Source organism: Xanthomonas nasturtii (assembly GCF_001660815.1).
Lineage (GTDB): Bacteria > Pseudomonadota > Gammaproteobacteria > Xanthomonadales > Xanthomonadaceae > Xanthomonas > Xanthomonas nasturtii.
The window spans coordinates 33,273-54,390 of the sequence record NZ_LYMI01000024.1 but is presented as its reverse complement, the minus strand read 5'-3'; the positions used below and the strand labels follow the sequence as shown (position 1 = coordinate 54,390).

Here is a 21,118-nt window from a genome sequence, read left to right as displayed (position 1 = left end):
GCCGACGCCAGACCGGGCCGTTGACGCGAACTTGCCCCCTGCATGCGGTAGTGTGCTGCACCTATTGCCCCTTTGTGATGTTGCGATGCGCCTGACCGTTACGATCGCCCTCGCCTTCCTGCTCGTCCTCGGCCTGCCCGTGGCGCACGCCAAGGACACGTCCACCGCCGAGCCGGCGATCGATCTGTCCAAGATCATGGGCACCTGGTACGTGATTGCGCGCATGCCCAACCCGGTCGAGCGCGGCCACGTGACCAGCCGCGACGAGTACACGCTGGTCGAAGACGGCAAGGTGGCGGTGCGCTATCTGTACCGCGACGGCTTTGGCGAGCCGGAAAAGGAAGTCAGCGCACGCGCGTCGGTGGATGCGGACAGCGGCAATCGCGATTGGCGGGTGTGGTTCTACAAGGTGATCCCGGCCAAGCAGCGCATTCTGGAAATCGCACCGGATGGCTCATGGATGTTGATCTCCTATCCGGGACGCGATCTGGCCTGGATCTTCTCGCGCAAGCCGGACATGAGCCTCGACCAGTACCGCGCGCTGGTCAACAAGATGCGCGACGACTATTCCATCTACACCGACAAACTCAAGCGCGTGCCGCAGCTGCGCGAGCAGGTGGACCGCCTGGGCTTTGAAGTGCCGAACAAGCGCTGAGCCAGCGCTGCCGGTACGCTTCGACGGCTTGGCCACGCACTTGGCGTGCAAGCGTCATCGCGCAGGCGCCGGTGACCAGCGCTGTGCGAGCGGCAAAACCGTCGGCAGTGCACCTGCGGCGAATAGAGTGCTCGCCAGCCTGGATGCCGCTGAAGACCGCACCACATGCGCGCAAGACAAACGTGCGGACGCGGCCAGTTCGGCTCAGTCGTAATTGCTCAGCGCCAGCGACAACAACGCCTTGGCCTGTTCGCGTAGCGAGATGGGCTCGACGATCTCCGCATCCGAGCCGTAATGCAGCACGTCCATCAGCAACTCGCGCGAATTGCTGTACGGCAATTTGAGCTCGTAACGGCCATCGGGCAGGAACCGCCCCTGCTGCTTGGAATGCCAGTGCTCGTCGGCCACCCAGCGCGCGGCCTTGGCGCTGAACACGATGGTCGCCCAACCCTTGGGCGCACCGGAAAAAATGCCGTAACTGGCGGCAAGTTGTTCGTCCAGTTCGCTGTCGGGCACGTCGCGCGGCGCGGTCTCGAGCAGGCGCGCGTGATTGATGCGGTCCACCGCAAAGCTGCGCACGCCGTCGCGGCCGTGGTCCCAGGCATCCAGGTACCAGTTGTCGCGGTAGTGGGTGATGCGCTGCGGCGACACCGTGCGCTTGGTCGATTCGTCGGTGGAGCGCGCGCGGTAATCGAAGCTCAGCTGCTTGCGCTCCAGCACGCCCGAGGCCACGGTGCGGAAGCTGGCTTCGTCCAGCTTGCGGCCGCGGTGCGGAATCACCCGTACCCGGTCCACCGGCCATTGCGACACGCCGGCCTGCGCAGCCAGCAAGCCTTCGATACGTTGCTGCAGCGGCGCCAGCATCGAGGACAGCACCCCGCCACCGGTGCGCGCGAGCAATTGCTGCGAGGCCAGCAGCGCGTGCAGTTCTTCCGAGCTCAGCCACAGGCCGGGCAATTCGAAGCGATCGCTTTCGCCGGAGAGATAGCGGAAGCCGGATTCGCCGTCGCCTTCCACCGGCGCCATCAGCGCATCGCGCAGAAACGCCAGGTCGCGGTACACGGTTGCACGGGAACAGCTCAGCTCATCCTGCAGCCGCGCCACCGTGACCGGGTAGCGTGCCGACTTGAGCAAGCGATGCAGGGAGTTGATGCGTTCGTAGCGGTCCATGCGTCGATTATGTCCGAGTCTTTGCGCGACGGGGTGAGCGTCGCCGTCAGGGGATTGGGATCGGGGATTGGCGACAGGGCCAGGTTACGTCCGGGGCAGGTGCGTGGTCTGCCGTGTCGGTCGCAACATCCACCCAGCAGCATCCACGCGTGTCGCCGTCGCCGCTTGCACGCACGCAACTCGGCAGGTCGCTCGGCGCCACGCCACCTGCGGCGCCCGAACCACCGCCACCGGTTGCCATCTGCACGCAACCTCCCGGGCCACTGCGATCCCGCCACGTCGCGCACCCGGATCTCTCTTGCCGCCGCCAGTTTGCACGCCACCTGCCAGAGCGCTCCGGCCCAGCCCGCTTGCCGACCGAACCCCCAATGAAGCGCGGCGTTCATCCGGTTATGACGTGCCGCACAGTCCGTTATCATGAAATCGCTTTCACCCCTGCCCTGTCCCTCAAAGCGAGCCGCCCATGTCCCGCCGTGCCCCGTTGTCTGCCCTGTTGCCGCTGTTGTTGATCACGCCCGCCGTGTGGGCCCAGGCGGTCGCACCGGCGCCGGCAGACCCGGCCGCAGCGCTGATGCCCTCGCCCTGGGGCGGTAGCAGCGGCGAGCTTGGTTACGCCGCCGCGCACGGCAACAGCACCACCGACAGCCTCAATGGCCGCGTGCGCCTGCGCTACACCGACGGCGACTGGATCCACAGCCTGGATGCCACCGCGCTGCGTTCGAGTTCGGAATACACCAACACCAACGACGACGGCAGCACCGAGCGCGAGCGCCAGACCACCGCCGAGCGCTACACCGGCAGCGTCGGCAGCGCCTTGCAGCTGGGCGAACACCGCCAGCTCACCGCCACCGGCCGCTACGAACACGATGACTTCGCCACCTACGACCGGCTGGCCACCTTCGGTATCGGCTACGGCACGCGCCTGATCAACGCCGATCGCTTTTATCTGGACGCGCAGGTGGGCCCGGGTGTGCGCCGCGCGCACAACAGCGACGAAGACCGCAACGAGACCGGGCTGATCGGCCGTGGCCTGTTCGACCTGAAATACACCGTCACCGACAACACCGATCTGATCAACACGCTGCTGGTGGAATCGGGCGAATACAACACCTATGCGCAGAACGACTTCGGCGTACAGGTCAGCATGAACTCGCATTTCGCGCTCAAGGCCGCCTGGCAGATGCGCCACAACAGCGAGGTCAGCGACGGCGACAAGAAGACCGACACGCTGACCACGGTCAACCTGGTCTATACCTTCAAGTAAGAGCAGCTACCAGAACGTCGGAACGCACTGCAGGTCGTCAGCGGCGTTACAACTCGGCCAGCAGCTGGGCGGCGCCCTTGTCGAACAAGCCTTGCGCGACGCGGCGGCCAAGGTCTTCGGTGTCATCGGCGCTGCCTTGTGCCTGCGCGTGGATCAGCCGGCCGTCGCTGGCGCTGCCGACCATGCCCTGCAGGAACAGGCCCTGCCCTTCCCAGCGCGCGAACGCGGCCACCGGCACGTGGCAACTGCCGTGCAGCGCGCGATTCATGGCCCGCTCGGCTTCCACGCAGGCGCGCGTGCGGCCGGCATCCAGCACTGCCAGCAGGCTGTGGATGCGCGCATCGTCGCCGCGGCATTCCACCGCCACCGCCCCCTGCGCCGGCGCCGGCAACCACTCCGGCGCGTCCAGCCGCGCACTGATGCGTGCGTCCAGGCCGAGCCGCTGCAGGCCGGCGCAGGCCAGCACGATGGCGTCGTAGCCGCCGTTGTCGAGCTTGGCCAGACGCGTGTTGACGTTGCCGCGCAGGTCGATCAATTCCAGGTCCGGGCGCGCGGCGCGCAGCTGCGCCTGGCGGCGCAACGAGGAGGTGCCCACGCGCGCGCCCAGCGGCAGCGCCTGCAGGCTGGCGTAGAGATTGGACACCAGCGCATCGGCGGGGTCGCCGCGCTCCAGGATCGCCGGCAGCACGAACGGGGCGTCCAGTTCCATCGGCACGTCCTTGAGCGAATGCACCGCGCAATCGGCCTCGCCGCGCAGCATCGCCAGCTCCAGTTCCTTCAGGAACAGGCCCTTGCCGCCGATCGCCGCGAGCGAGCGGTCCAGCACCTCATCGCCGCGGGTGCTCATCGGCACCAGCACCACCTCCAGTCCGGGATGGTGCTGACGCAGCGCGGTGGCGACGTGGTCGCTCTGCCAGAGGGCGAGCGGGCTTTTGCGGGTGGCGATACGGAGCGTGGTCATCCCGGCATTATCGCGGAGCCGGCGCGGAACTCACAGTTGACGTAATTGATCGCGCAGGCTGGCCACGCAACGCCGGCTCACTTCCAGGGGCTGCGGCACGCTGCGCAACACCGCGTGCACCTGGCCATCGCCGCTGCGGCGCAGCTCCACCAGTTCGTCGCGGGCCACCAGACAATTGCGATGGATACGCACCAGGCGGTCGGCAAATTCGTCCTCCAATGACTTGAGCGACTCTTCGATCAGGTCCTCGCCACGGGTGTGGTGGACGATGACGTACTTCTCTTCGGCCTGCAGGTAGCGGATGTCGCCGATGGCGATCAGCCGCAGGCTGCCACGCAGGCGGGCGCACAGATGGGTGCGCAGCGGCCTGGGCGCAGTGCCGGGCGCGCGGCCGGCCAGGAAGGTGGCCACTTTTGCCAGGGCCGCGGCCAGCCGTTCCGGGCGCACCGGTTTCATCAGGTAATCCAGCGCGGCCGCATCGAATGCCGACAACGCGTGCTGGTCGTAGGCGGTGCAGAACACCACCGCCGGTGGCGGCTGGCTCTGGCGCAGCAAACGTGCGGTTTCCAGGCCGTCGACACCGGGCATGGCGATATCCAGCAGCACCAGATCCGGGTGCAGGTGTTCGCACTGCTGCAACACTTGCTGGCCGTTTTCGGCCTCGCCGATCACCTCGACCTGCGGATGCTCGCCCAGCAGCATGCGCAGGCGCTCGCGCGCCAGTGGCTCGTCATCGGCGATCAGCACCCGCACTTGCGTGGCCGTCATGGACTCCCCCTCGCTGCAGTGACTTTCCCCTCACGGCAGCGGCAATGTGATCTCGCAGGCATAGTAGCCTTCAGTCCAGCTGGCCGCCATCCGTGCCCCGGCACCGAACTGGAACGCCAGCCGGTGCGAGATGCTGGCCTGGGCGTGCCCGGCGCCGGCCAGCAGCGGCAACTGGGTGCCGGGCTGCGGGGCCGGGTTGACGATACGGATCTGCAGCTGGTTGCCGCGCTGACGCAACGACAGGTACAGCGTACCGCCCTCGGGCATGCGCGAGACGCCATGCAGCACGGCATTTTCGACCAGTGGCTGCAGCACCAGGCGCGGCATCGGCAGCTCCCAGGGCAACGGCTCCTGGCGGTGCCAGCGCACCTGCAGGCGCTCGCCCAGGCGCAGCGATTCGATCGCCAGATAGCGTTCGGCCAGTTCGCATTCGGCACGCAGGGTCGAGACGCCCTCGCCGGCCCCCAGCGCGGCGCGGAACAGATCCGACAGATCCAGCACCGCCTGCTCGGCCACCACCGGGTCGCGCCGCAGCAGGCTGGCGATGAGGTTCATGCTGTTGAACAGGAAGTGCGGGCGGATGCGCGCCTGCAGGGCGTCGGCCTTGGCGCGCGCGTTGGCCTGCACCTGCGCCTCCCAGCGGTCGCTGACGTAGAAATAGCGCAGCGCCAGCGCAGTGATCAACACCACCGTGGCCGCGCTGCCCAGGGTGAACCGCCAGAAGCCGACCAAGGGGCCAAGCGGCGCCTGGCCGAGCACCGCATACAGGCCATGCACGATGCTGGCCCCCAGCACCGCCACCACCGCGGCAGTCGACAATGCGGCCAACCCGCCCAGCTTGGGCGGCAACCGCGACAACCCGGGGCGCAATACGCACAGCAGCACGCTGACCGCCAATGCCAGCCACAACGCCAGGCCGCTGGCCGAGATAAACCGCGACAGGGTGATGCTGCGCGCGGCGCCGGCATCGGGCACCAGGGTCACCACCAGCACCACCAGTTCGGCCAGGCCCAGCATCGCGCCCAGCCGGGGCAGCCGGCACAGGTCCGGCATCCAGGCGATCTGTGGCGCGCGCTGGGCCATGGGCTCAGGCGGCGGTGAAGCGCGCCTGCATCCAGTCGCGCAGGGCCTCGATCTCTTCCAGACAGACCTGGTGCCCCATCGGATAGGTGTGCCAGTCCAGTGCGAAGCCCAGCGTGCGCAAGGTCTGCATGCTGGCCTGGCCGGCCGCGAGCGGCACCACCGGGTCGGCGGTGCCATGGGCCATGAACAGCGGTTGGCGCAGGGCCGCCGGCTGCAACTGGCTGGCGGCCGCGGCCGGATCCGGCAGATAGGTGGACATGGCGATCAGCCCGGCCAGTGGCACGCTGCGCTGCAGGCCAACGGCCAGGGTCACCGCGCCGCCTTGCGAGAAACCTGCCAGCAGGATGCGCTCCGGCGGCGTGCCGCGGGTCTGCTCATGGGCGATCAAGGCTTCGACCTGGGCCACGGATTCGGCGATGCCGGCCTTGTCGGCACGGCTGGCGAAGTCCATGCCGACGATGTCGTACCAGCCGCGCATGCGCACACCGTTGTTGATGGTGATCGGGCGGATCGGCGCATGCGGGAATACGAAGCGCAGCGCCGGCCATTGCGGGCGCACCAGCTCCGGCACCATCGGGGCGAAATCGCTGCCATCGGCGCCCAGGCCGTGCAGCCACAGCACGCTCCATTGCGGGTTCGGTCCGGTCTCGCGTTCGATCACTTCCAGCATCATCCAGCTCCGCTTGCGGGCTGGGCATTATGCCTTGCGCGACACGCTGGCCCGATCACGCCACGGCGGGGCGGCAGGAACGCAGTACCGGGAGCCACGCGCGTCTCGGCGCGCGCCGATATCGATCGCTGGTGGACGATGCCAGCGCGCGCTCAGATCAGCGAAGGTTCCAGTGCGGCGGCGCGGCGCAGCTCGGACGCACGCACCAACACCTTGGGTGGGTCGAGCTCTTCCGGGATGCAGAAGATGCCGGCGCGGCGCAACGCCAGGCCACTGCGACGCAGCGAGGTCAGCGCCACCACCGGGATCGACAACGCCATGCCCACGATCACCGGCGCCATCCAGGCCGCCAACGACGGCGACACCGTGTAGGCCACCGCGCCCATGAACAGGCCGAACACGGTCAGCCCGCCATAGCTGCGCAGCAAGGCTGGCCAAGAGAGTTTGCCGTCGTCGCGCACCTGGGCATCCCAACCGGAATCCTTGCCGGCCAGCACTTCGAACACGCCGCGCGACTGCAGGTACATCACCACCGGCGCCATCAAGGCGGCCAGCACGGTTTCCAGCAGGATGCTCAGCATGGCGCGGATGGCACCACCGCAGGCGCGTAGTTCGCGCGGGTTGAGCAGCAGCGCGATATAGCCCAGCAGCTTGGGCGCCAGCAGCACGAACATGGTGCAGACGAAGATCCAGATCGCATTGCCCTGGCTGCTGCCATGCCAGTAGCGCGCTGGCGAGAACGGCAGGTTGCCGGCCAGATCGATACCGCCGCCCGCCAGCGGAATGCCGATGCCGATCAGCATCAGCAAGCCCCACATCGGCGCAGTGAAGTAATGCCCGATGCCGATCAGCATGTGCATGCGGCTGATCCAGTGCAGGCCCTTGGCGCTGACCACCTTGGCGTGCTGCAGATTGCCCTGGCACCAGCGGCGGTCGCGGATCAGCAGGTCGGTCAGTGTGGGCGGGCCTTCTTCGTAGCTGCCCTGCAGGTACGGCACCATGTGCATGGCCCAACCGCCGCGGCGCATCAGCGCCGCTTCGACAAAGTCGTGGCTGAGCACATGCCCGCCGAACGGCTTGCGCCCGCGCAACGACGGCAGACCGGCGTGATCGGCGAAGGCCTGGGTACGGATGATGGCGTTGTGGCCCCAGTAATTGCTTTCGGCGCCATGCCACCAGGCCACGCCGAAGGCGATGATCGGCCCGTACACGCGGCCGCCGAACTGCTGCATGCGGGCGAACAGGGTCTGGCCGTTGACCACTGCCGGCAGGGTCTGGATCAGGCCCACGTCCGGGTTGTTTTCCATGCCGGCAACCAGCCGCACGATGGTGTCGCCGGTCATCACGCTGTCGGCGTCCAGGATCAGCATCTGCGGGTAGCTGCCACCGAAGCGGCGCACCCAGTCGGCCACGTTGCCGGCCTTGCGCGCGGCATTGTCGGCGCGGCGGCGGTAGAAGATGCGGCCGTGCCCGTCGACGCGGTCGCACAATTCGTTGTAAACCAGTTCTTCGGCAGCGCCGATGTGATCGCGGGTGGTGTCGCTGAGCACGAAGAAATCGAAGTGCTCCAGCTGGCCGGTTTCGGCCACCGATTCGTAGATCGCCTGCAGGCCGGCCAGCAGCCGGCGCGGGTCTTCGTTATACGTCGGCATCAGCAACGCGGTGCGCGAGCGCAGCGTGGGCAGCGGTTGTTCCGGGTCGATGCCGAGCTTGCGCCCGGCGCGCGCCACCACAGTGACGAAACCGGCCACCGCGCTGGCAAACGACATGGCGATCCAGGCGAACAGCAGCACGAACAGACCGAGCAGGCAGCCTTCCAGCACGCTGATGCCGTCGGGCCACAGCACGCTGAGCATCACCCACACTGCAATGGCGGTGGTGGCGAAGGTGCCGCCGATCAAATAGAAGCGCCGCACGCCGATGCCGACCGGCGAGGTGCGCTGGTGCGGAACCTGCAGCTTGCCCTCGCGCAGGTTTTGTTCGGGCATCGCCAACGGTGCTTCCGGCGGCAGCGTGGGCTGGCCGGCATCGAGGGCGGAAATAGGGGGCATTGCAGTTGGTGCGGGGGGAAGAGTCACGGTGCCATCCATCAGGGCTGCCCGTCGCACGGGGGCGACAGTGCGGGCTGAAACGGGAGATCCATCCCCGCCATGCAGTGCGATATCGCCTGGCACGCGGCCACGCGGGCAAACCCGATGGCGTGCGACCAAGACGCTCTGAAACCACTCCGATGCACAAGCTCTCCTGGCTGCGACCTGACGTCGCAGCGCATCTTAAAGAATCGACCGTTAAAGGAACGAAGGCCGCAGTTGCGGTCTCCGCCCCTCCCGACGAGGACCGCGCGGCAGACTACGCCGCAGCGACCGAACGCAACCCCAACAGATTGCAGCCTGCCACACGCGCTGTCACGGGCCGCTTGTCAGGCTGTCACGAAGAAGATGTGCAAGTGGTGTGCCATGACGTGCAATCGGTTGCACTGACGGAGCGTTGGCGTTGGGTTGTTGCGTTGCTTGGATGCGGTCAAAGACCGGGGATCAACGCAGGGCTGGTCGAGTGCGCGGTGCCCTCACCGCTCGCGGGACACACCGTTAATCCGTCCCGGGAGGCTCGCTGGCGGCATCCATGCCGCCAACGGTCCCGCAATCGGCAAGGGCACCGCACCAGACAGTTGACGGGTGCCTTCATGGTTACTTGCGCGCCGCCTCGCTGGCATCGCGGGTGGCGCGGAACTCCGAATCGCTGCTCCAGTTCGGCCACTGCCGCGAATCGGCCAACTGCTGGCCCAGCGTGTACAGCACACCCAGATCGCGTGCGGCGCCGGCGAAGGTCCAATCCGGCTTCCACTCGTCGCCTTGCTGGTGATAGCGCTTGGCGGTGTAGTCGTCCGATGCGGCCTTGCCTGCCGCCACGCCGCCTACTTCCCAATCCTGCCCGGCTGCATACGACAGCGCCGGCACGCCGCGCTTGGCGAAGGAGAAGTGGTCGGAGCGGAAGAAATACCCGGCCTGCGGCTTGGGATCGGGCGTGTAGCGCAGTTTGGATTGCGCCGCGGCGACGCTCTTCAGTTGGTCGAGCAGCTCGAGTTTTGCGGTGCCGTAGATGCCGAAATCGCGCGAGGGCACGAACGGGTTCATGCCGTCCATGTTGATCACTGCCACCGTGGTATCCAGCGGGTAGAGCGGCTTGGAGGCGTAGAACTCCGAGCCCAGCAGGCCCTTTTCTTCTGCGGTGACGGCCAGGAACACCACCGAGCGCTCGGGCTTTGGCCCCTTGGCGAAACCACGCGCCAGTTCCAGCAGTGCGGCGGTGCCACTGGCGTTGTCCAGCGCGCCGTTGAAGATGGTGTCACCGCGTGCGTCCGGCTTGCCGACGCCGATGTGGTCCCAGTGCGCGCTGTAGATCAGCGTCTCGTTCGGGCGCTTGCTGCCTTCCAGGCGCGCCACCACGTTGTGCGAGGTGATCACGTCGGATTTGACCTGGTAGCTGGCGCTCAGCCCCTGGCCCTTGAGTTCCACCGGCTTGAAGCCGCGCGTCTGCGCCTGCTTCTTCAAGGTGTCGAAATCCAGCCCGGCCTGCTTGAACAGGTCGGCGGCCAGATCGCGCTGGATCCAGCCTTCCAGGGTGGGATGCGCGGCGCGCGGGTTGTCGCGCACCACATCGAACATGGTGTTGGTGTTGGAGCTGGCCACGGTGTCCCAGCCATAGGAGGCGGGCGCGGTTTCGTGCACCACCAGCACGCCGAGCGCGCCCTGGCGTGCGCCTTCTTCGTACTTGTAGGTCCAGCGGCCGTAGTAGGTCATGCCGGCACCGTCGAAGGCGCCCTTGCCGGTTTCGAAATCCGGATCGTTGATCAGCACCACCGCGATCTTGCCCTTCAGGTCCACGCCCTTGAAGTCGTCCCAGTCACGCTCGGGCGCCTTGACGCCGTAGCCGACGAACACCAGCGGTGCGTTGGCGATGTCGACCTTGGACGAGCCATCCAGCGCGGCGCGGATGGCGATCTGCTTGCCCTGGGTCAGCGCCTGCGGCTTGCCGGCATGCTGCAGGGCGATGGTCGGCGTGCCGGCGATATCCGCGCGGCGCAGCGGCACCGCCTGGGTCCAGGCGCGCGTGCCGTTGGCCAGATCGCCCCCCGGCTGCAGGCCGGCGGTGGCGAACTGCTTGCTCAGGTAGGCAATGGTCTTTTCCTCGCCGGCGGTGGCCGGACCGCGGCCTTCATAGGCGTCGGAGGCCAGCTCCTTGACGTCGCGCGAGATGCGCGCACCATCGAAACTCGGCGTGGCCGCCATCAGTGCGGTCGAGACCGCCATCGCCAGAAGTCCTACGGCAACTCGCTTCATTGCACACCCCGTATCACGGATAGCGCTGGAGTGTAGCCAGCATCGCGTGTGGGCCGATACATGCCGGCGTGCCGATGCGTCGCTGCGAGTGCGATCTGCGTGGATGAACGTTGGTGCCTGTGTCAGCCGCGCGCAGGCCGCGAGCCGGTTTCAATGTGGCGCGATGGCTCAGAACAGATCGACGCAGGCCACCGGTTGCACGACCTGTTGCAATTGCCCGCCGGCGATCAATTCGGCATAGACAGCGGCGCGATTGCGGCCGTTTTGCTTGGCCCAGTACAGCGCCTTGTCGGCCTCGTCCAGCATTTCGCTGATCAGCCGGCCATGGGTCAGCGCGACGATGCCGGTACTGAGCGTGACCTGGCCCACCTGCGGGAACAGGTGCTTGGCCACGGCCAGCCGGAACCGTTCGAACAGACTCACGGCAGTGTCGCGGTCCACGCCGCGCACTACGATCACGAACTCTTCGCCGCCGAAGCGAAACAGCAGATCGTCCTGGCGAAATGCACGCTGCATCAACTGGGCGACCAGCAGCAACACCTCGTCGCCGTACAGATGCCCGAAGGTGTCGTTGACGCGCTTGAAGTGATCGATGTCCACGATGCCCAGCCACACGCCCTGCTCCGTTGAAGAGTCGGCACCACCGGCAAACAGCCGCAGGATCACATCGTCGAAGGTCTTGCGGTTGCGCAGGCCGGTGAGTGCGTCGCGCTGGGCGTCGTCGAGCAGGCTGCGGTAATTCTGGAACAAGCGCGTAAAGCCCTGCAGCATGGCCTGCTCGGCAACGCCGGGAATACGCGCGCCACCCACTCGCAGGCAGGTGCGGATGCCGCGCGCTTCCATCATCGGATAGACCAGCAAGGCGCGGCCGTCTTCCTGCAGCTGCACCACCTCGCCCGGCCCGTGCACCTCGGCCAGCTGCGCACGCGTCTGCGCATCGTGGATATCGGCCACCGTCAGCGACAGCCGGCCGTCTTCGCGCAGGCGGGTTTCGGCCATGCTGCGGCCGTCCGGGGCGATGCGCAGCAACGAGAGTTCTTCGGCCGCGCAGACCTCGCGCACGGTGCGCAACAGGCTGAGATCGAGCAGATCGGCGTCGCGGATGGCGGTCAGGTCCACCATGCGCTCCAGCAACGGTGCGTTGGTCATGGCCGCGCCAACCCGTGCACGGACATGGGCCCGCAGTGCCGGGTAAGGCACGCAGGCACACATCTCGGGGTGGAACGCACTGGCATCACGGCAACGACTGGCAATGAGGATGTCGGATCATCGGCGTTGCCCACCCGAACTTGAGCTTGCCCGCAGCTGCGCTCAGCGCACGGACAGCCCGCAATGCGCGCGCCGCATGCACGCTGGGCGCGCCCCTGCGTAACCGCAGTTCAGGGCAACGCCGACTCCAGCGCGTCCTCGCCCAGCGCATGCCGCTGCATCAGGCGCCGGCTGCCGGCGTTCAACCCTTTCACCTGCACCTCCAGATCGTGATGGCGCAAGCGCTGCACCACCTTGTCCAGGGCCGCGACCGCGGTGATGTCCCAGAAATGCGCGCGGCCCACATCGAGCAGCACCGCGCGGCCGGGCACCTCGCGTGCGTCGAAGGCGTCGATGAACACATCGGCCGAGGCGAAGAACACCTGCCCGCGCACGGTGTAGGTGCGCACGCCGTCCGCGCCGTCGCTGTGGGCAATCTGCAGCAGCCCGGCCACCTTGAAGGTGAAGAACACCCCGCTCAGAAGCACGCCCACCGCCACGCCGGCTGCCAGATTGTGGGTGATCAACGTCACCGCCACGGTGGCCAGCATCACCACGCTGGAGGTGCGCGGATGGGTGATCACGGTGCGCAGCGAGCGCCAGTCGAAGGTCTCCGCCGACACCATCACCATGATCGCCACCAGCGCCACCACCGGCACCTGCGACACCCACGGTTTGAGCAGCACCATCAGGATCAGCAGGAACACGCCGGCAAACAACGTGGAGAGCCGGCCACGGCCGCCGTACTTCACGTTGCCCACGGTCTGCCCGATCATGCCGCAGCCGGCAATGCCGCCAAACAGGCTGGCCGCCGCGTTGGCGATGCCCAGCCCGGTGCATTCGCGGTTCTTGTTGCTGGGCGTATCGGTGAGTTCATCGACCACGCGCGCAGTCATCAGCGATTCGAGCAGGCCCACCATGGCGATGGCCAAGGCCGGCAGCGCGATGATGCGCAGCGTCTCCAGCGTCAGCGGCACCGCCGGCCATTGCAGGAACGGCAGCGCGTTCGGCAGCTTGCCCAGGTCGGCCACGGTCTTGAGCGGCAACTGCAGCGCGCTGCCGGCAACGGTGAGCAGCAGAATGCATAGCAGCGGCGAGGGAATCGCCGACAGGCCGGGCACGCGCAACCGCGGCAGGCCGTAGATGATGGCCAGGCCCACGCCGAGCATGGCCCACGTGGTGAGGTTGGCGCCCAGCAGGTGTGGCAGTTGCGCGGCGAAGATCAGCACCGCCAGCGCATTGACGAAGCCGGTGCGCACCGAGCTGCTGACAAAGCGCATCAACACACCCAGCCGCAACAGCCCGAACAGGATCTGCACCGCACCGGCCAGCAAGCCGGCGGCCAGCAGATACGGCAGCCCGTGCGCGGCCACCAGCGGTGCAGCCACCAGCGCCACCGAGCCGGCCGCAGCAGAAATCATCGCCGGGCGTCCGCCACAGAACGCACTCACGATGCCGATCACGAAGGAGGCGAACAGGCCGACCTGCGGGTCGACGCCTGCCACGAAGGCGAAGGCGATCACTTCGGGAATCAGTGCAAATGTTGCGACCGCACCGGCCATCAGTTCGCGCGCAGGTGAAGCGCGCCATTGCGCCAGTTCGGCACGCAGGAAAGACATCGGGGACACTCCGGGGACAAAAAGGACAGCATGCGGAAAGTGCGCAGCGGCGATAGTGTGCGGGAAAGCGACCGCGCCCGCAGCCCACCTGTGACCTGTGCGCCAATGCGCTTTTTTGTGGCTGCGATCACGCCACGCGACGCGGCCGCAGACCAAGATGCCCCCCTTCGCCGCGCTCGGTTGTCGAGCTCGGCTATTTAGGGAGATCATCATGTCCATCTTCAGAACTGCAAGTACGCTTGCGCTGGCCACTGCATTGACGCTGACCGCCGCACCGGCCTTCAGCTATTCCATCAGCAACAACAAAATTGTCGACGACAACGGCAAGGTGGTGCAGCTCAAGGGCGTCAACGTCTTCGGCTTCGAGACCGGCAATCACGTCATGCATGGCCTGTGGGCGCGCAACTGGAAGGACATGATCGTGCAGATGCAGGGCCTGGGCTTCAACGCCGTGCGCCTGCCGTTCTGCCCGGCCACGCTGCGTAGCGACCAGATGCCCAGCAGCATCGACTACAGCCGCAATGCCGACCTGCAGGGCCTGACCTCGCTGCAGATCCTGGACAAGGTGATCAACGAGTTCAACGCACGCGGCATGTATGTGCTGCTGGATCACCACACCCCCGACTGCGCCGGCATCTCCGAGCTCTGGTACACCGGCTCCTACACCGAAGCCCAGTGGCTGGCCGACCTGCGCTTTGTGGCCAACCGCTACAAGAACGTGCCGTACGTGCTCGGCCTGGATCTTAAGAACGAACCGCACGGCGCCGCGACCTGGGGCACCGGCAACGCCGCCACCGACTGGAACAAGGCCGCCGAGCGCGGTTCGGCCGCGGTGCTGGCCGTGGCGCCGAAGTGGATCATCGCGGTGGAAGGCATCACCGACAACCCGGTGTGCTCGACCAACGGCGGCATCTTCTGGGGCGGCAACCTGCAGCCGCTGGCCTGCACCCCGCTGAACATTCCGGCCAACCGCCTGCTGCTGGCACCGCACGTGTACGGCCCGGATGTCTTCGTGCAGTCGTACTTCAACGACAGCAACTTCCCCAACAACATGCCGGCCATCTGGGACCGCCATTTCGGCCAGTTCGCCGGCAAGTACGCGCTGCTGCTGGGCGAATTCGGCGGCAAGTACGGCGAAGGCGATGCACGCGACAAGGTGTGGCAGGACGCGTTGGTCAAGTACCTGCGCAGCAAGGGCATCAACGAAGGCTTCTACTGGTCGTGGAACCCCAACAGCGGCGACACCGGCGGCATCCTGCGCGACGACTGGACCACCGTGCGCCAGGACAAGATGACGCTGCTGCGCACCTTGTGGGGCACGGTGAGCAGCACCACGCCGACGCCGACTCCCACACCAACCCCGACGCCCACGCCCACGCCTACCCCAACGCCGACGCCGACGCCCAGCGCTGGCTTCAGCACCAAGGTGACCGTGGACAGCCAGTGGAACGGTGGCTATTGCAATCGCGTGCAGGTCACCAACACCGGCACCGCCAGCGGCACCTGGACGATCTCGCTACCGGTCACCGGCACCGTCAATAACGCCTGGAATGTCACCTGGTCGCAAAGCGGCAGCACGCTTAAGGCCAGCGGCGTGGATTTCAACCGCACCCTGGCTGCCGGTGCAAGCGCCGAATTCGGCTTCTGCGCGGCAGGTTGATCGACACGCGCTGGGCATGCAGCTCGCGCCCAACGGTGCAGCGCAGACTGCAGCAGTCTGCGCTGCACGCCATAGCGACATGCAGCACGTTTGATTGAGGCATGTCGTTGTTGCAACCGGGCTGACTAAAGCAGATGTCTGTAGAAACAAAGCAGGAGCGCCCTTGAGCGCGATGCAGCGTTGTCGATAACGCCGCATCGCGCCCAAGGGTGCTCCTACATGGCAGTGACGCAGAATGTCTCGCACAAGCAGGCGCTGCCGCAGATAGTGTTCAACACCTGCGTGCATCAGCCGCTATCTATTACATGCGCTTCGGCGCGTTCTGGATGGCGTTGCCATGCTCGTTGTCTCCCTGTTACGTCGTCACGTTGCCAATCTGCCGCTCACTCGCAAGTTCGTGCTGTTGTGCACGCTGTTGACGGTGGGCGTGATCCTGCTGGCGATGGCTGCCGCACGTCTGCAATATCTGGACCTGGTGGAGGCGCGCAAGCTCAGCGTCAGGACCGAGGTGGAGATGGGCCTGACCGTGATGCAACACTACGCCGACAAGGTCAAAGCCGGTGAACTGAGCCTGGACCAGGCCAAGGAAGCGGCGCGCACCACGCTGGCGGACATGCGCACCAACGATGGCGTGGATTATTTCTTCATCGTCGACCCGCAGATGCGCATCCTGATGCATCCCAAGCGCGCCGTCGGTACCGACATGAGCGACTACAAGAGCGATGCCGGGCAATACGTGTATCGCGACATCAAGACCGCCATCGACAGCGGCGACGGCTTCAGCTATTACGACGCACCCAAGCCGGGCAAGAAAGAACAGCTGCCCAAGATCAGTTACGCCAGGACCTTCCCGGCCTGGAAATGGGTGCTGGTGATGGGCGTCTATGCCGAAGACATTCAAGTGCAGGCCTGGGGATTCACGCGCACCTTGACCTTGATCGGCGGTGCATTGGTGGCGCTGGTGATCGGCCTGTGCTGGTTGATCGCCTCGGCCATGGCCGCGCCGCTGCGTGCCGCCTCGCGCACAGCGGAAGCGATTGCCTCGGGCCGCTTCGACAACGACATCCGGGTTGAATCGCGCGATGAAACCGGCCAGCTGATGCACAGCATGCAGCAGATGCAGAACCAGTTGCAGCGCTTCAACGGCGAGATGCAGACCATGATCCGGCTGCAGCAGGGCGAGAACATCGCACACCGCATTCCGGAGGATTTCCCCGGCGATTACGGCACGCTGGCGCACGGCGTGAACACGGTGGTGTTCGAACATCTGGATGCCATCAACGAAGCGATGGACGTGATGAGCGACTACGGCCGCGGCGATCTACGCCGCGACATGCGTCGCCTGCCCGGCCAGCGCGCCGCCGTGCATCAAGCGCTGGATACCGTCAAAGAGAATCTGTCGGCCATCAACAGCGACATCGCGCGTCTGGCCGATGCGGCTGCACGCGGGGATTTCTCTGCGCGTGGCGAGCAGGCCCGCTACCAGTTCGCGTTTGCGGAAATGGTGCAGGCCTTGAACCGGCTGATGCAGCAGGCCGATGCCGGGCTGGACGATGTAGGCCGCATCATGGCCGCCATCGCCGACGGCGATCTGTCGCAGCGCGTGGAGTCGCATTACGAAGGCGCGTTCGGGCGTCTGGCCGATGCGGCCAACCGCACCGCCATTCAATTGACCAGCATCGTGCAGGGCATCCAGCATTCGGCCGAGATGATCAACACCGCAGCAGGCGAGATCGCCAGCGGCAATGCCGATCTGTCCACGCGTACCGAACATCAGGCTGCGAATCTGGAAGAAACCGCCGCCTCGATGGAAGAACTCACATCCACCGTCCGCCAGAACGCCGACAACGCGCGCCAGGCCAATCAGTTGGTCAAGGGCACTGGCGAAGTGGCCGAAAGCGGTGGCCGCGTGGTGCAGGAAGTGGTGAGCACCATGCAGGCGATCACGCGCTCGTCGGCGCGCATTTCCGACATCATCGGCGTCATCGACGGCATCGCCTTCCAGACCAATATCCTGGCGTTGAATGCGGCCGTGGAAGCGGCGCGCGCGGGCGAACAAGGCCGCGGCTTTGCCGTGGTGGCCACCGAAGTACGCGCACTGGCGCAGCGCTCGGCAGGTGCCGCCAAGGAAATCAAACAGCTGATTTCCGATTCGGTGGAGAAAGTGGCGCAAGGCTCGAACCTGGTGCAACAGGCGGGCAGCACCATGACCGAGGTGGTCAGCTCGGTGAAGCGCGTCACCGACATCATGGCCGAGATCACCGCCGCCAGTACCGAACAAAGTGCCGGCATCGAACAGGTCAGCACCACGGTGATGCAGCTGGACGAAATGACCCAGCAAAACGCGGCACTGGTGGAAGAAGCCACCGCGGCAGCGCGCAGCATGGAAGACCAGGCCGCGGATCTGACCCGTGCGGTGGCGGTGTTCCAGCTGGTGCCGGCGCAGGCCCCGGTGCATGCGAAGCGGCGAGTGGCCGAGCAGGCAGCCTAATGATGCTTAAGCCCCTCTCACTGCAGGAGAGGGGTTGGGGTGAGGGTGGCCCGAAGGCCGAATCTGCATCAGCAAGCGCTTTAGATGCATCTGCATCCGTACCCTCATCCGCCCTTCGGGCACCTTCTCCCGGGGGGGAGAAGGAATAGCGAAGCTACGCGTGCCAAGACCCCTCTCCCGCCGGGAGAGGGGTTGGGGTGAGGGTGCCCGGTAGCCGGAAGGCGTCAATGCACGCACCAATGCATTACTAAACGAAGAGATGCATCGACGAACAAGCATACATACCGACAGTCGGCGCTGAATCGGGAATCGGGAATCGACAAGTATTTATCGCTCGTCAAAAGATGGGCGACCGCCATCACCATCGGCAGACGTCCCTCATCCGCCCTTCGGGCACCTTCTCCTCCATGAAGGAGGACAATGTCCCGAAGGGAGAAGGAACTGCCTTTCCGCTCACTTCAACGCGCAGCGTCGCGGCCATTTATTGCGGCATCCTTGCTGCAGCGCGCATTTTTTGCCGCATACATCGCCTCGTCTGCCGCATGCATCAGGCTTGCAGTGTCGGCGTGGTCGCCGTGTTGCCAGGCAACCCCGATGCTGGGCTGGATCGGTAGCCGCTGCTCGCCGAACAGGGCACCAGCGGCGGCAGCATGACGGATGCGATCGGCGACCCGTGCGCAGTCGGCGTCGGGCGTTTGTAGATTGTCCAGCAGCACCACGAATTCATCGCCGGCCAGACGCGCCACCAGGTAACGGCCTTCCACCGCGCGTTGCAGGCAATGGCCGAACTCCACCAGCACTGCATCGCCGGCGCGATGGCCATAGGTATCGTTGATCCGTTTGAAGCCATCCAGATCCAGGAACATCACCGCCACCGCACGCTGCAACTGTTGCGCCTGCAGCACTGCTGCCTGCAGCGCCTCGGTCCAGGCGTGACGGTTGGGCAGGCCGGTCAGCGCATCGCGGGTGGCGCGCTCGTGCATCAGGCGGTGCAGTGTCTTGTGTGCGGTCACGTCCTGCGCCATGAGGAAAAACCCGTGTGCGCCGGCCAGCATGCGCCCGGTTTCCGGCACCAGGGTGATCTCGACATCGCGCGCGCTGCTTCCCACATGCAATACATGTTCGAAACTGGCGCGTTGCCCCTCGGCCACTTGCGCCAATGCGGTGCGTGCGGCCGCACCGAGCGGAGCGCCGAGCAGACGCGTGATCGTCGAGCCGACCAGGCTGGCCGGCTCGACGCCCAACCAATCGCGGTGCGCTTCATTGGCGAACAGGCAGCGTTGGCTGGCATCGAACTGGCTGACCAGCGCCGGGGTCGCGTCGCTGATCGCACGCAGGCGCGCTTCGCTTTCGGCCAACCGCTCGGCGGCCACATGGCGCTCGGTGACATCCTGGATCTGCGAGACGAAATGCACCGGCGCACCGCTGCCATCGCGCACCAGCGACACCGACAACTGCGCCCAGATCACCGCGCCCTGCTGGCTGATGTAACGCTTGCCCAGGCTGTAGCTATCGCGCTTGCCGTCGATCAGGTCCTGTACCAGTTGCAGGTCCATCTGCAGATCGTCGGGATGGGTGATCTGTTGAAAGGTCGTGCGCAGCAACTGCTCGCGCGGATAGCCGAGGATGCTGCACAAGGATGGATTGACGTCGCGCCAGGCGCCGTCCAGCGAGACGATCGCCATGCCCTGCGGCGCGGTTTCGAAGGCGCCGGTGAAGCGTTCGGCGGCCAGCTGCGCGGCGGCCTGCGCCTGCAATTCGGCGGTCACGTCGATGGCCATCGCCAGATACCCGGCCAGGCCCTGCTGCGCATCCTGGATGACGTTGAAACACAGCCGCACGCGACGCAGATCGCCGTCCTTGCCCACCAGCGTCCAGAGTTCTTCGGCCAGCACATCGCCGGCGGCGGCCGCAGCCAGTTTTACGTACGACGGTGGCGACAACGCCAGCGTGGCCATGTGGCGCTCCAGCTCGGCCGGCAGATGGAACTGCGCCGGACAGCTGCCCAGCACTTCATCGGCCGCGTACCCCAGCAGTTGTTCGGCACCGGGATTGAACAGCTCGATGCGCCCTTGCGGATCGAAGGCGATGATCGCCACGTCCTGCGAGGCATCCACCAGCGCCTGCAGCCGCGCGCGCTCGGCAGACAGCGCCGCCGATGCATCCCGGAGCTGGGTGATGTCGTGCATGACGCACACCGCGCCCAACGGTGTGCCCTTGTCGCCGACCACCGGGTCCGCATTGCACAGCACGCTGCGCGCCGGCTGGCCGTTGGCACGGATCACCAGTTCGGCATTGCGCACGTGTTCGCCGCGCCAGGCGCGCAACAGCGGAATGGCCTCGGTGGGCAACAGGTTGTTGCCGTCGGCCGTATAAAGATCGAAATGCTGCGCCCATTGCGCCGGTGGCAGCACGCGTGGGTCGGTGCCATGCCATTGCCGCGCGGCATGGTTGAACTCGCGCAGTAGCCCGTCGGTGCCGCAGGCCACCACGCCGTCGGACATGGCTTCCAGCAACATGCTCAAGGTCTGCCGCTGCGCCTGTGCATCGAGGCGGTCGCGGCGCGCTTCGAGCTGGTTGGCGGCCTGGCGTGCGAGGCGGATCAAGGCCTGCTTCTGGTGTTCGTCGAGCAAGCGCGATTCGGTACTGAGCGTGCACAAGGTGCCGTAGGCGTAGCCTTCGCGCCCGATCAGCGGCACGCCAACGTACGAGCGCACACCCGGCGCAGCAGTCACCAGCGGGTTGTTGACGAAGCGCGGGTCGGCCGCGGCATCGGGCACTTCCATCAGCTCACTGCCCATCACCGCGTACGAGCAAAACGACACGCTGCGCGGGGTGCCCTCCAGATCGGTACCGCAGCGCGCCTTGAACCATTGGCGGTCGGCATCGAGCAAGGACACCATTGCCATCGAGGCGCCGGCGACATGCGCCGCCAGCCAGGCGATATCGTCGAACTCGGGCTCGGCCTCGGTGTCCAGCATTCCCAACCGGCGCACCGCGTCCACGCGCAAGGCGTCGTCGGCGGGAATCGGTACGGGCGGCAACAGGACGGTCATGACGTGGTCGGTGTTCGGCATCTGGGCAAGGTAGGTCGCCCCAGGTAACGGCGAGGCGACGATCAACTTGAGCGGGCCCGGCCGTGCTCGCTTGCAGCCTTGAAGATGGTGTCGACATGCGCGAGAGGGCCGC

The 21,118-nt window shown here is 66.3% G+C and carries 14 protein-coding genes; 4 read left to right on the top strand and 10 right to left on the bottom strand.

The genetic code is table 11. From position 1 onward, the window contains the following. The first annotated feature begins 85 nt into the window (after nt 1-85). The gene (locus A7D16_RS10700; RefSeq protein WP_064632487.1) at nt 86-655 is read left to right on the top strand and encodes a lipocalin family protein; all 570 of its coding nucleotides are present in this window, start codon (nt 86-88) and stop codon (nt 653-655) included. A 204-nt stretch (nt 656-859) separates the two neighbouring features. Here the strand turns inward: A7D16_RS10700 and A7D16_RS10695 are convergent, their stop codons facing one another. Then, a complete protein-coding gene (locus tag A7D16_RS10695; RefSeq protein WP_064632485.1) occupies nt 860-1,825 on the bottom strand; it encodes a helix-turn-helix transcriptional regulator in 966 nt (321 codons plus the stop codon). Between the two features lie 463 nt (nt 1,826-2,288). Between A7D16_RS10695 and A7D16_RS10690 the strand changes: the two genes are divergently transcribed. Beyond that, nucleotides 2,289-3,089: a DUF481 domain-containing protein gene (locus A7D16_RS10690; protein ID WP_064632483.1), complete on the top strand. Its 801-nt coding sequence runs from the start codon at nt 2,289-2,291 to the stop codon at nt 3,087-3,089. 46 nt (nt 3,090-3,135) lie between these two features. On the opposite strand, the gene hemC is transcribed toward A7D16_RS10690, so the two are convergent. From hemC to A7D16_RS10650, 8 genes are all read right to left on the bottom strand, one after another. Next, nucleotides 3,136-4,050: a hydroxymethylbilane synthase gene (gene hemC, locus A7D16_RS10685; RefSeq protein WP_064632481.1), complete on the bottom strand. Its 915-nt coding sequence runs from the start codon at nt 4,048-4,050 to the stop codon at nt 3,136-3,138. A 30-nt stretch (nt 4,051-4,080) separates the two neighbouring features. Beyond that, nucleotides 4,081-4,818, bottom strand: coding sequence for a LytR/AlgR family response regulator transcription factor (locus A7D16_RS10680; RefSeq protein WP_064632479.1), 738 nt, complete (start codon nt 4,816-4,818; stop codon nt 4,081-4,083). A 30-nt stretch (nt 4,819-4,848) separates the two neighbouring features. Then, the gene (locus A7D16_RS10675) at nt 4,849-5,901 is read right to left on the bottom strand and encodes a sensor histidine kinase (RefSeq protein ID WP_064632477.1); all 1,053 of its coding nucleotides are present in this window, start codon (nt 5,899-5,901) and stop codon (nt 4,849-4,851) included. A 4-nt stretch (nt 5,902-5,905) separates the two neighbouring features. Next, entirely contained in the window at nt 5,906-6,574 is a 669-nt protein-coding gene (locus A7D16_RS10670) for an alpha/beta hydrolase (RefSeq protein ID WP_064632475.1), read from the bottom strand. A gap of 149 nt (nt 6,575-6,723) precedes the next feature. Beyond that, nucleotides 6,724-8,661 (bottom strand): glucans biosynthesis glucosyltransferase MdoH, encoded by a 1,938-nt coding sequence (mdoH, locus tag A7D16_RS10665; RefSeq protein ID WP_064632473.1) that lies wholly within the window; start codon nt 8,659-8,661, stop codon nt 6,724-6,726. A gap of 597 nt (nt 8,662-9,258) precedes the next feature. Then, nucleotides 9,259-10,911: a M28 family metallopeptidase gene (locus tag A7D16_RS10660; RefSeq protein WP_064632471.1), complete on the bottom strand. Its 1,653-nt coding sequence runs from the start codon at nt 10,909-10,911 to the stop codon at nt 9,259-9,261. 168 nt (nt 10,912-11,079) lie between these two features. Beyond that, the gene (locus tag A7D16_RS10655; protein ID WP_064632469.1) at nt 11,080-12,060 is read right to left on the bottom strand and encodes a GGDEF domain-containing protein; all 981 of its coding nucleotides are present in this window, start codon (nt 12,058-12,060) and stop codon (nt 11,080-11,082) included. A 230-nt stretch (nt 12,061-12,290) separates the two neighbouring features. Beyond that, nucleotides 12,291-13,778: a SulP family inorganic anion transporter gene (locus A7D16_RS10650; protein ID WP_064632467.1), complete on the bottom strand. Its 1,488-nt coding sequence runs from the start codon at nt 13,776-13,778 to the stop codon at nt 12,291-12,293. 211 nt (nt 13,779-13,989) lie between these two features. On the opposite strand from A7D16_RS10650, the gene A7D16_RS10645 reads away from it, so the two are divergent. Together A7D16_RS10645 and A7D16_RS10640 are read left to right on the top strand one after the other, a co-directional pair. Then, a complete protein-coding gene (locus tag A7D16_RS10645) occupies nt 13,990-15,438 on the top strand; it encodes a glycoside hydrolase family 5 protein (protein ID WP_064632466.1) in 1,449 nt (482 codons plus the stop codon). Between the two features lie 337 nt (nt 15,439-15,775). Then, nucleotides 15,776-17,929 carry a methyl-accepting chemotaxis protein gene (locus tag A7D16_RS10640; protein ID WP_064632464.1) on the top strand — a complete coding sequence of 718 codons (2,154 nt, stop codon included), beginning with the start codon at nt 15,776-15,778 and terminating at the stop codon, nt 17,927-17,929. A gap of 458 nt (nt 17,930-18,387) precedes the next feature. Here A7D16_RS10640 and A7D16_RS10635 read toward each other — a convergent pair whose 3' ends face one another. After that, entirely contained in the window at nt 18,388-21,006 is a 2,619-nt protein-coding gene (locus A7D16_RS10635; protein WP_239686987.1) for a PAS domain S-box protein, read from the bottom strand. Nucleotides 21,007-21,118 lie beyond the last annotated feature (112 nt).

Bases quoted from the DNA above. Each gene is read 5' to 3' on its own strand.
- A7D16_RS10700 (WP_064632487.1), top strand. From the start codon at position 86: ATGCGCCTGACCGTTACGATCGCCCTCGCCTTCCTGCTCGTCCTCGGC.
- A7D16_RS10695 (WP_064632485.1), bottom strand. From the start codon at position 1,825: ATGGACCGCTACGAACGCATCAACTCCCTGCATCGCTTGCTCAAGTCG.
- A7D16_RS10690 (WP_064632483.1), top strand. From the start codon at position 2,289: ATGTCCCGCCGTGCCCCGTTGTCTGCCCTGTTGCCGCTGTTGTTGATC.
- hemC (WP_064632481.1), bottom strand. From the start codon at position 4,050: ATGACCACGCTCCGTATCGCCACCCGCAAAAGCCCGCTCGCCCTCTGG.
- A7D16_RS10680 (WP_064632479.1), bottom strand. From the start codon at position 4,818: ATGACGGCCACGCAAGTGCGGGTGCTGATCGCCGATGACGAGCCACTG.
- A7D16_RS10675 (WP_064632477.1), bottom strand. From the start codon at position 5,901: ATGGCCCAGCGCGCGCCACAGATCGCCTGGATGCCGGACCTGTGCCGG.
- A7D16_RS10670 (WP_064632475.1), bottom strand. From the start codon at position 6,574: ATGATGCTGGAAGTGATCGAACGCGAGACCGGACCGAACCCGCAATGG.
- mdoH (WP_064632473.1), bottom strand. From the start codon at position 8,661: ATGGATGGCACCGTGACTCTTCCCCCCGCACCAACTGCAATGCCCCCT.
- A7D16_RS10660 (WP_064632471.1), bottom strand. From the start codon at position 10,911: ATGAAGCGAGTTGCCGTAGGACTTCTGGCGATGGCGGTCTCGACCGCA.
- A7D16_RS10655 (WP_064632469.1), bottom strand. From the start codon at position 12,060: ATGACCAACGCACCGTTGCTGGAGCGCATGGTGGACCTGACCGCCATC.
- A7D16_RS10650 (WP_064632467.1), bottom strand. From the start codon at position 13,778: ATGTCTTTCCTGCGTGCCGAACTGGCGCAATGGCGCGCTTCACCTGCG.
- A7D16_RS10645 (WP_064632466.1), top strand. From the start codon at position 13,990: ATGTCCATCTTCAGAACTGCAAGTACGCTTGCGCTGGCCACTGCATTG.
- A7D16_RS10640 (WP_064632464.1), top strand. From the start codon at position 15,776: ATGCTCGTTGTCTCCCTGTTACGTCGTCACGTTGCCAATCTGCCGCTC.
- A7D16_RS10635 (WP_239686987.1), bottom strand. From the start codon at position 21,006: ATGCCGAACACCGACCACGTCATGACCGTCCTGTTGCCGCCCGTACCG.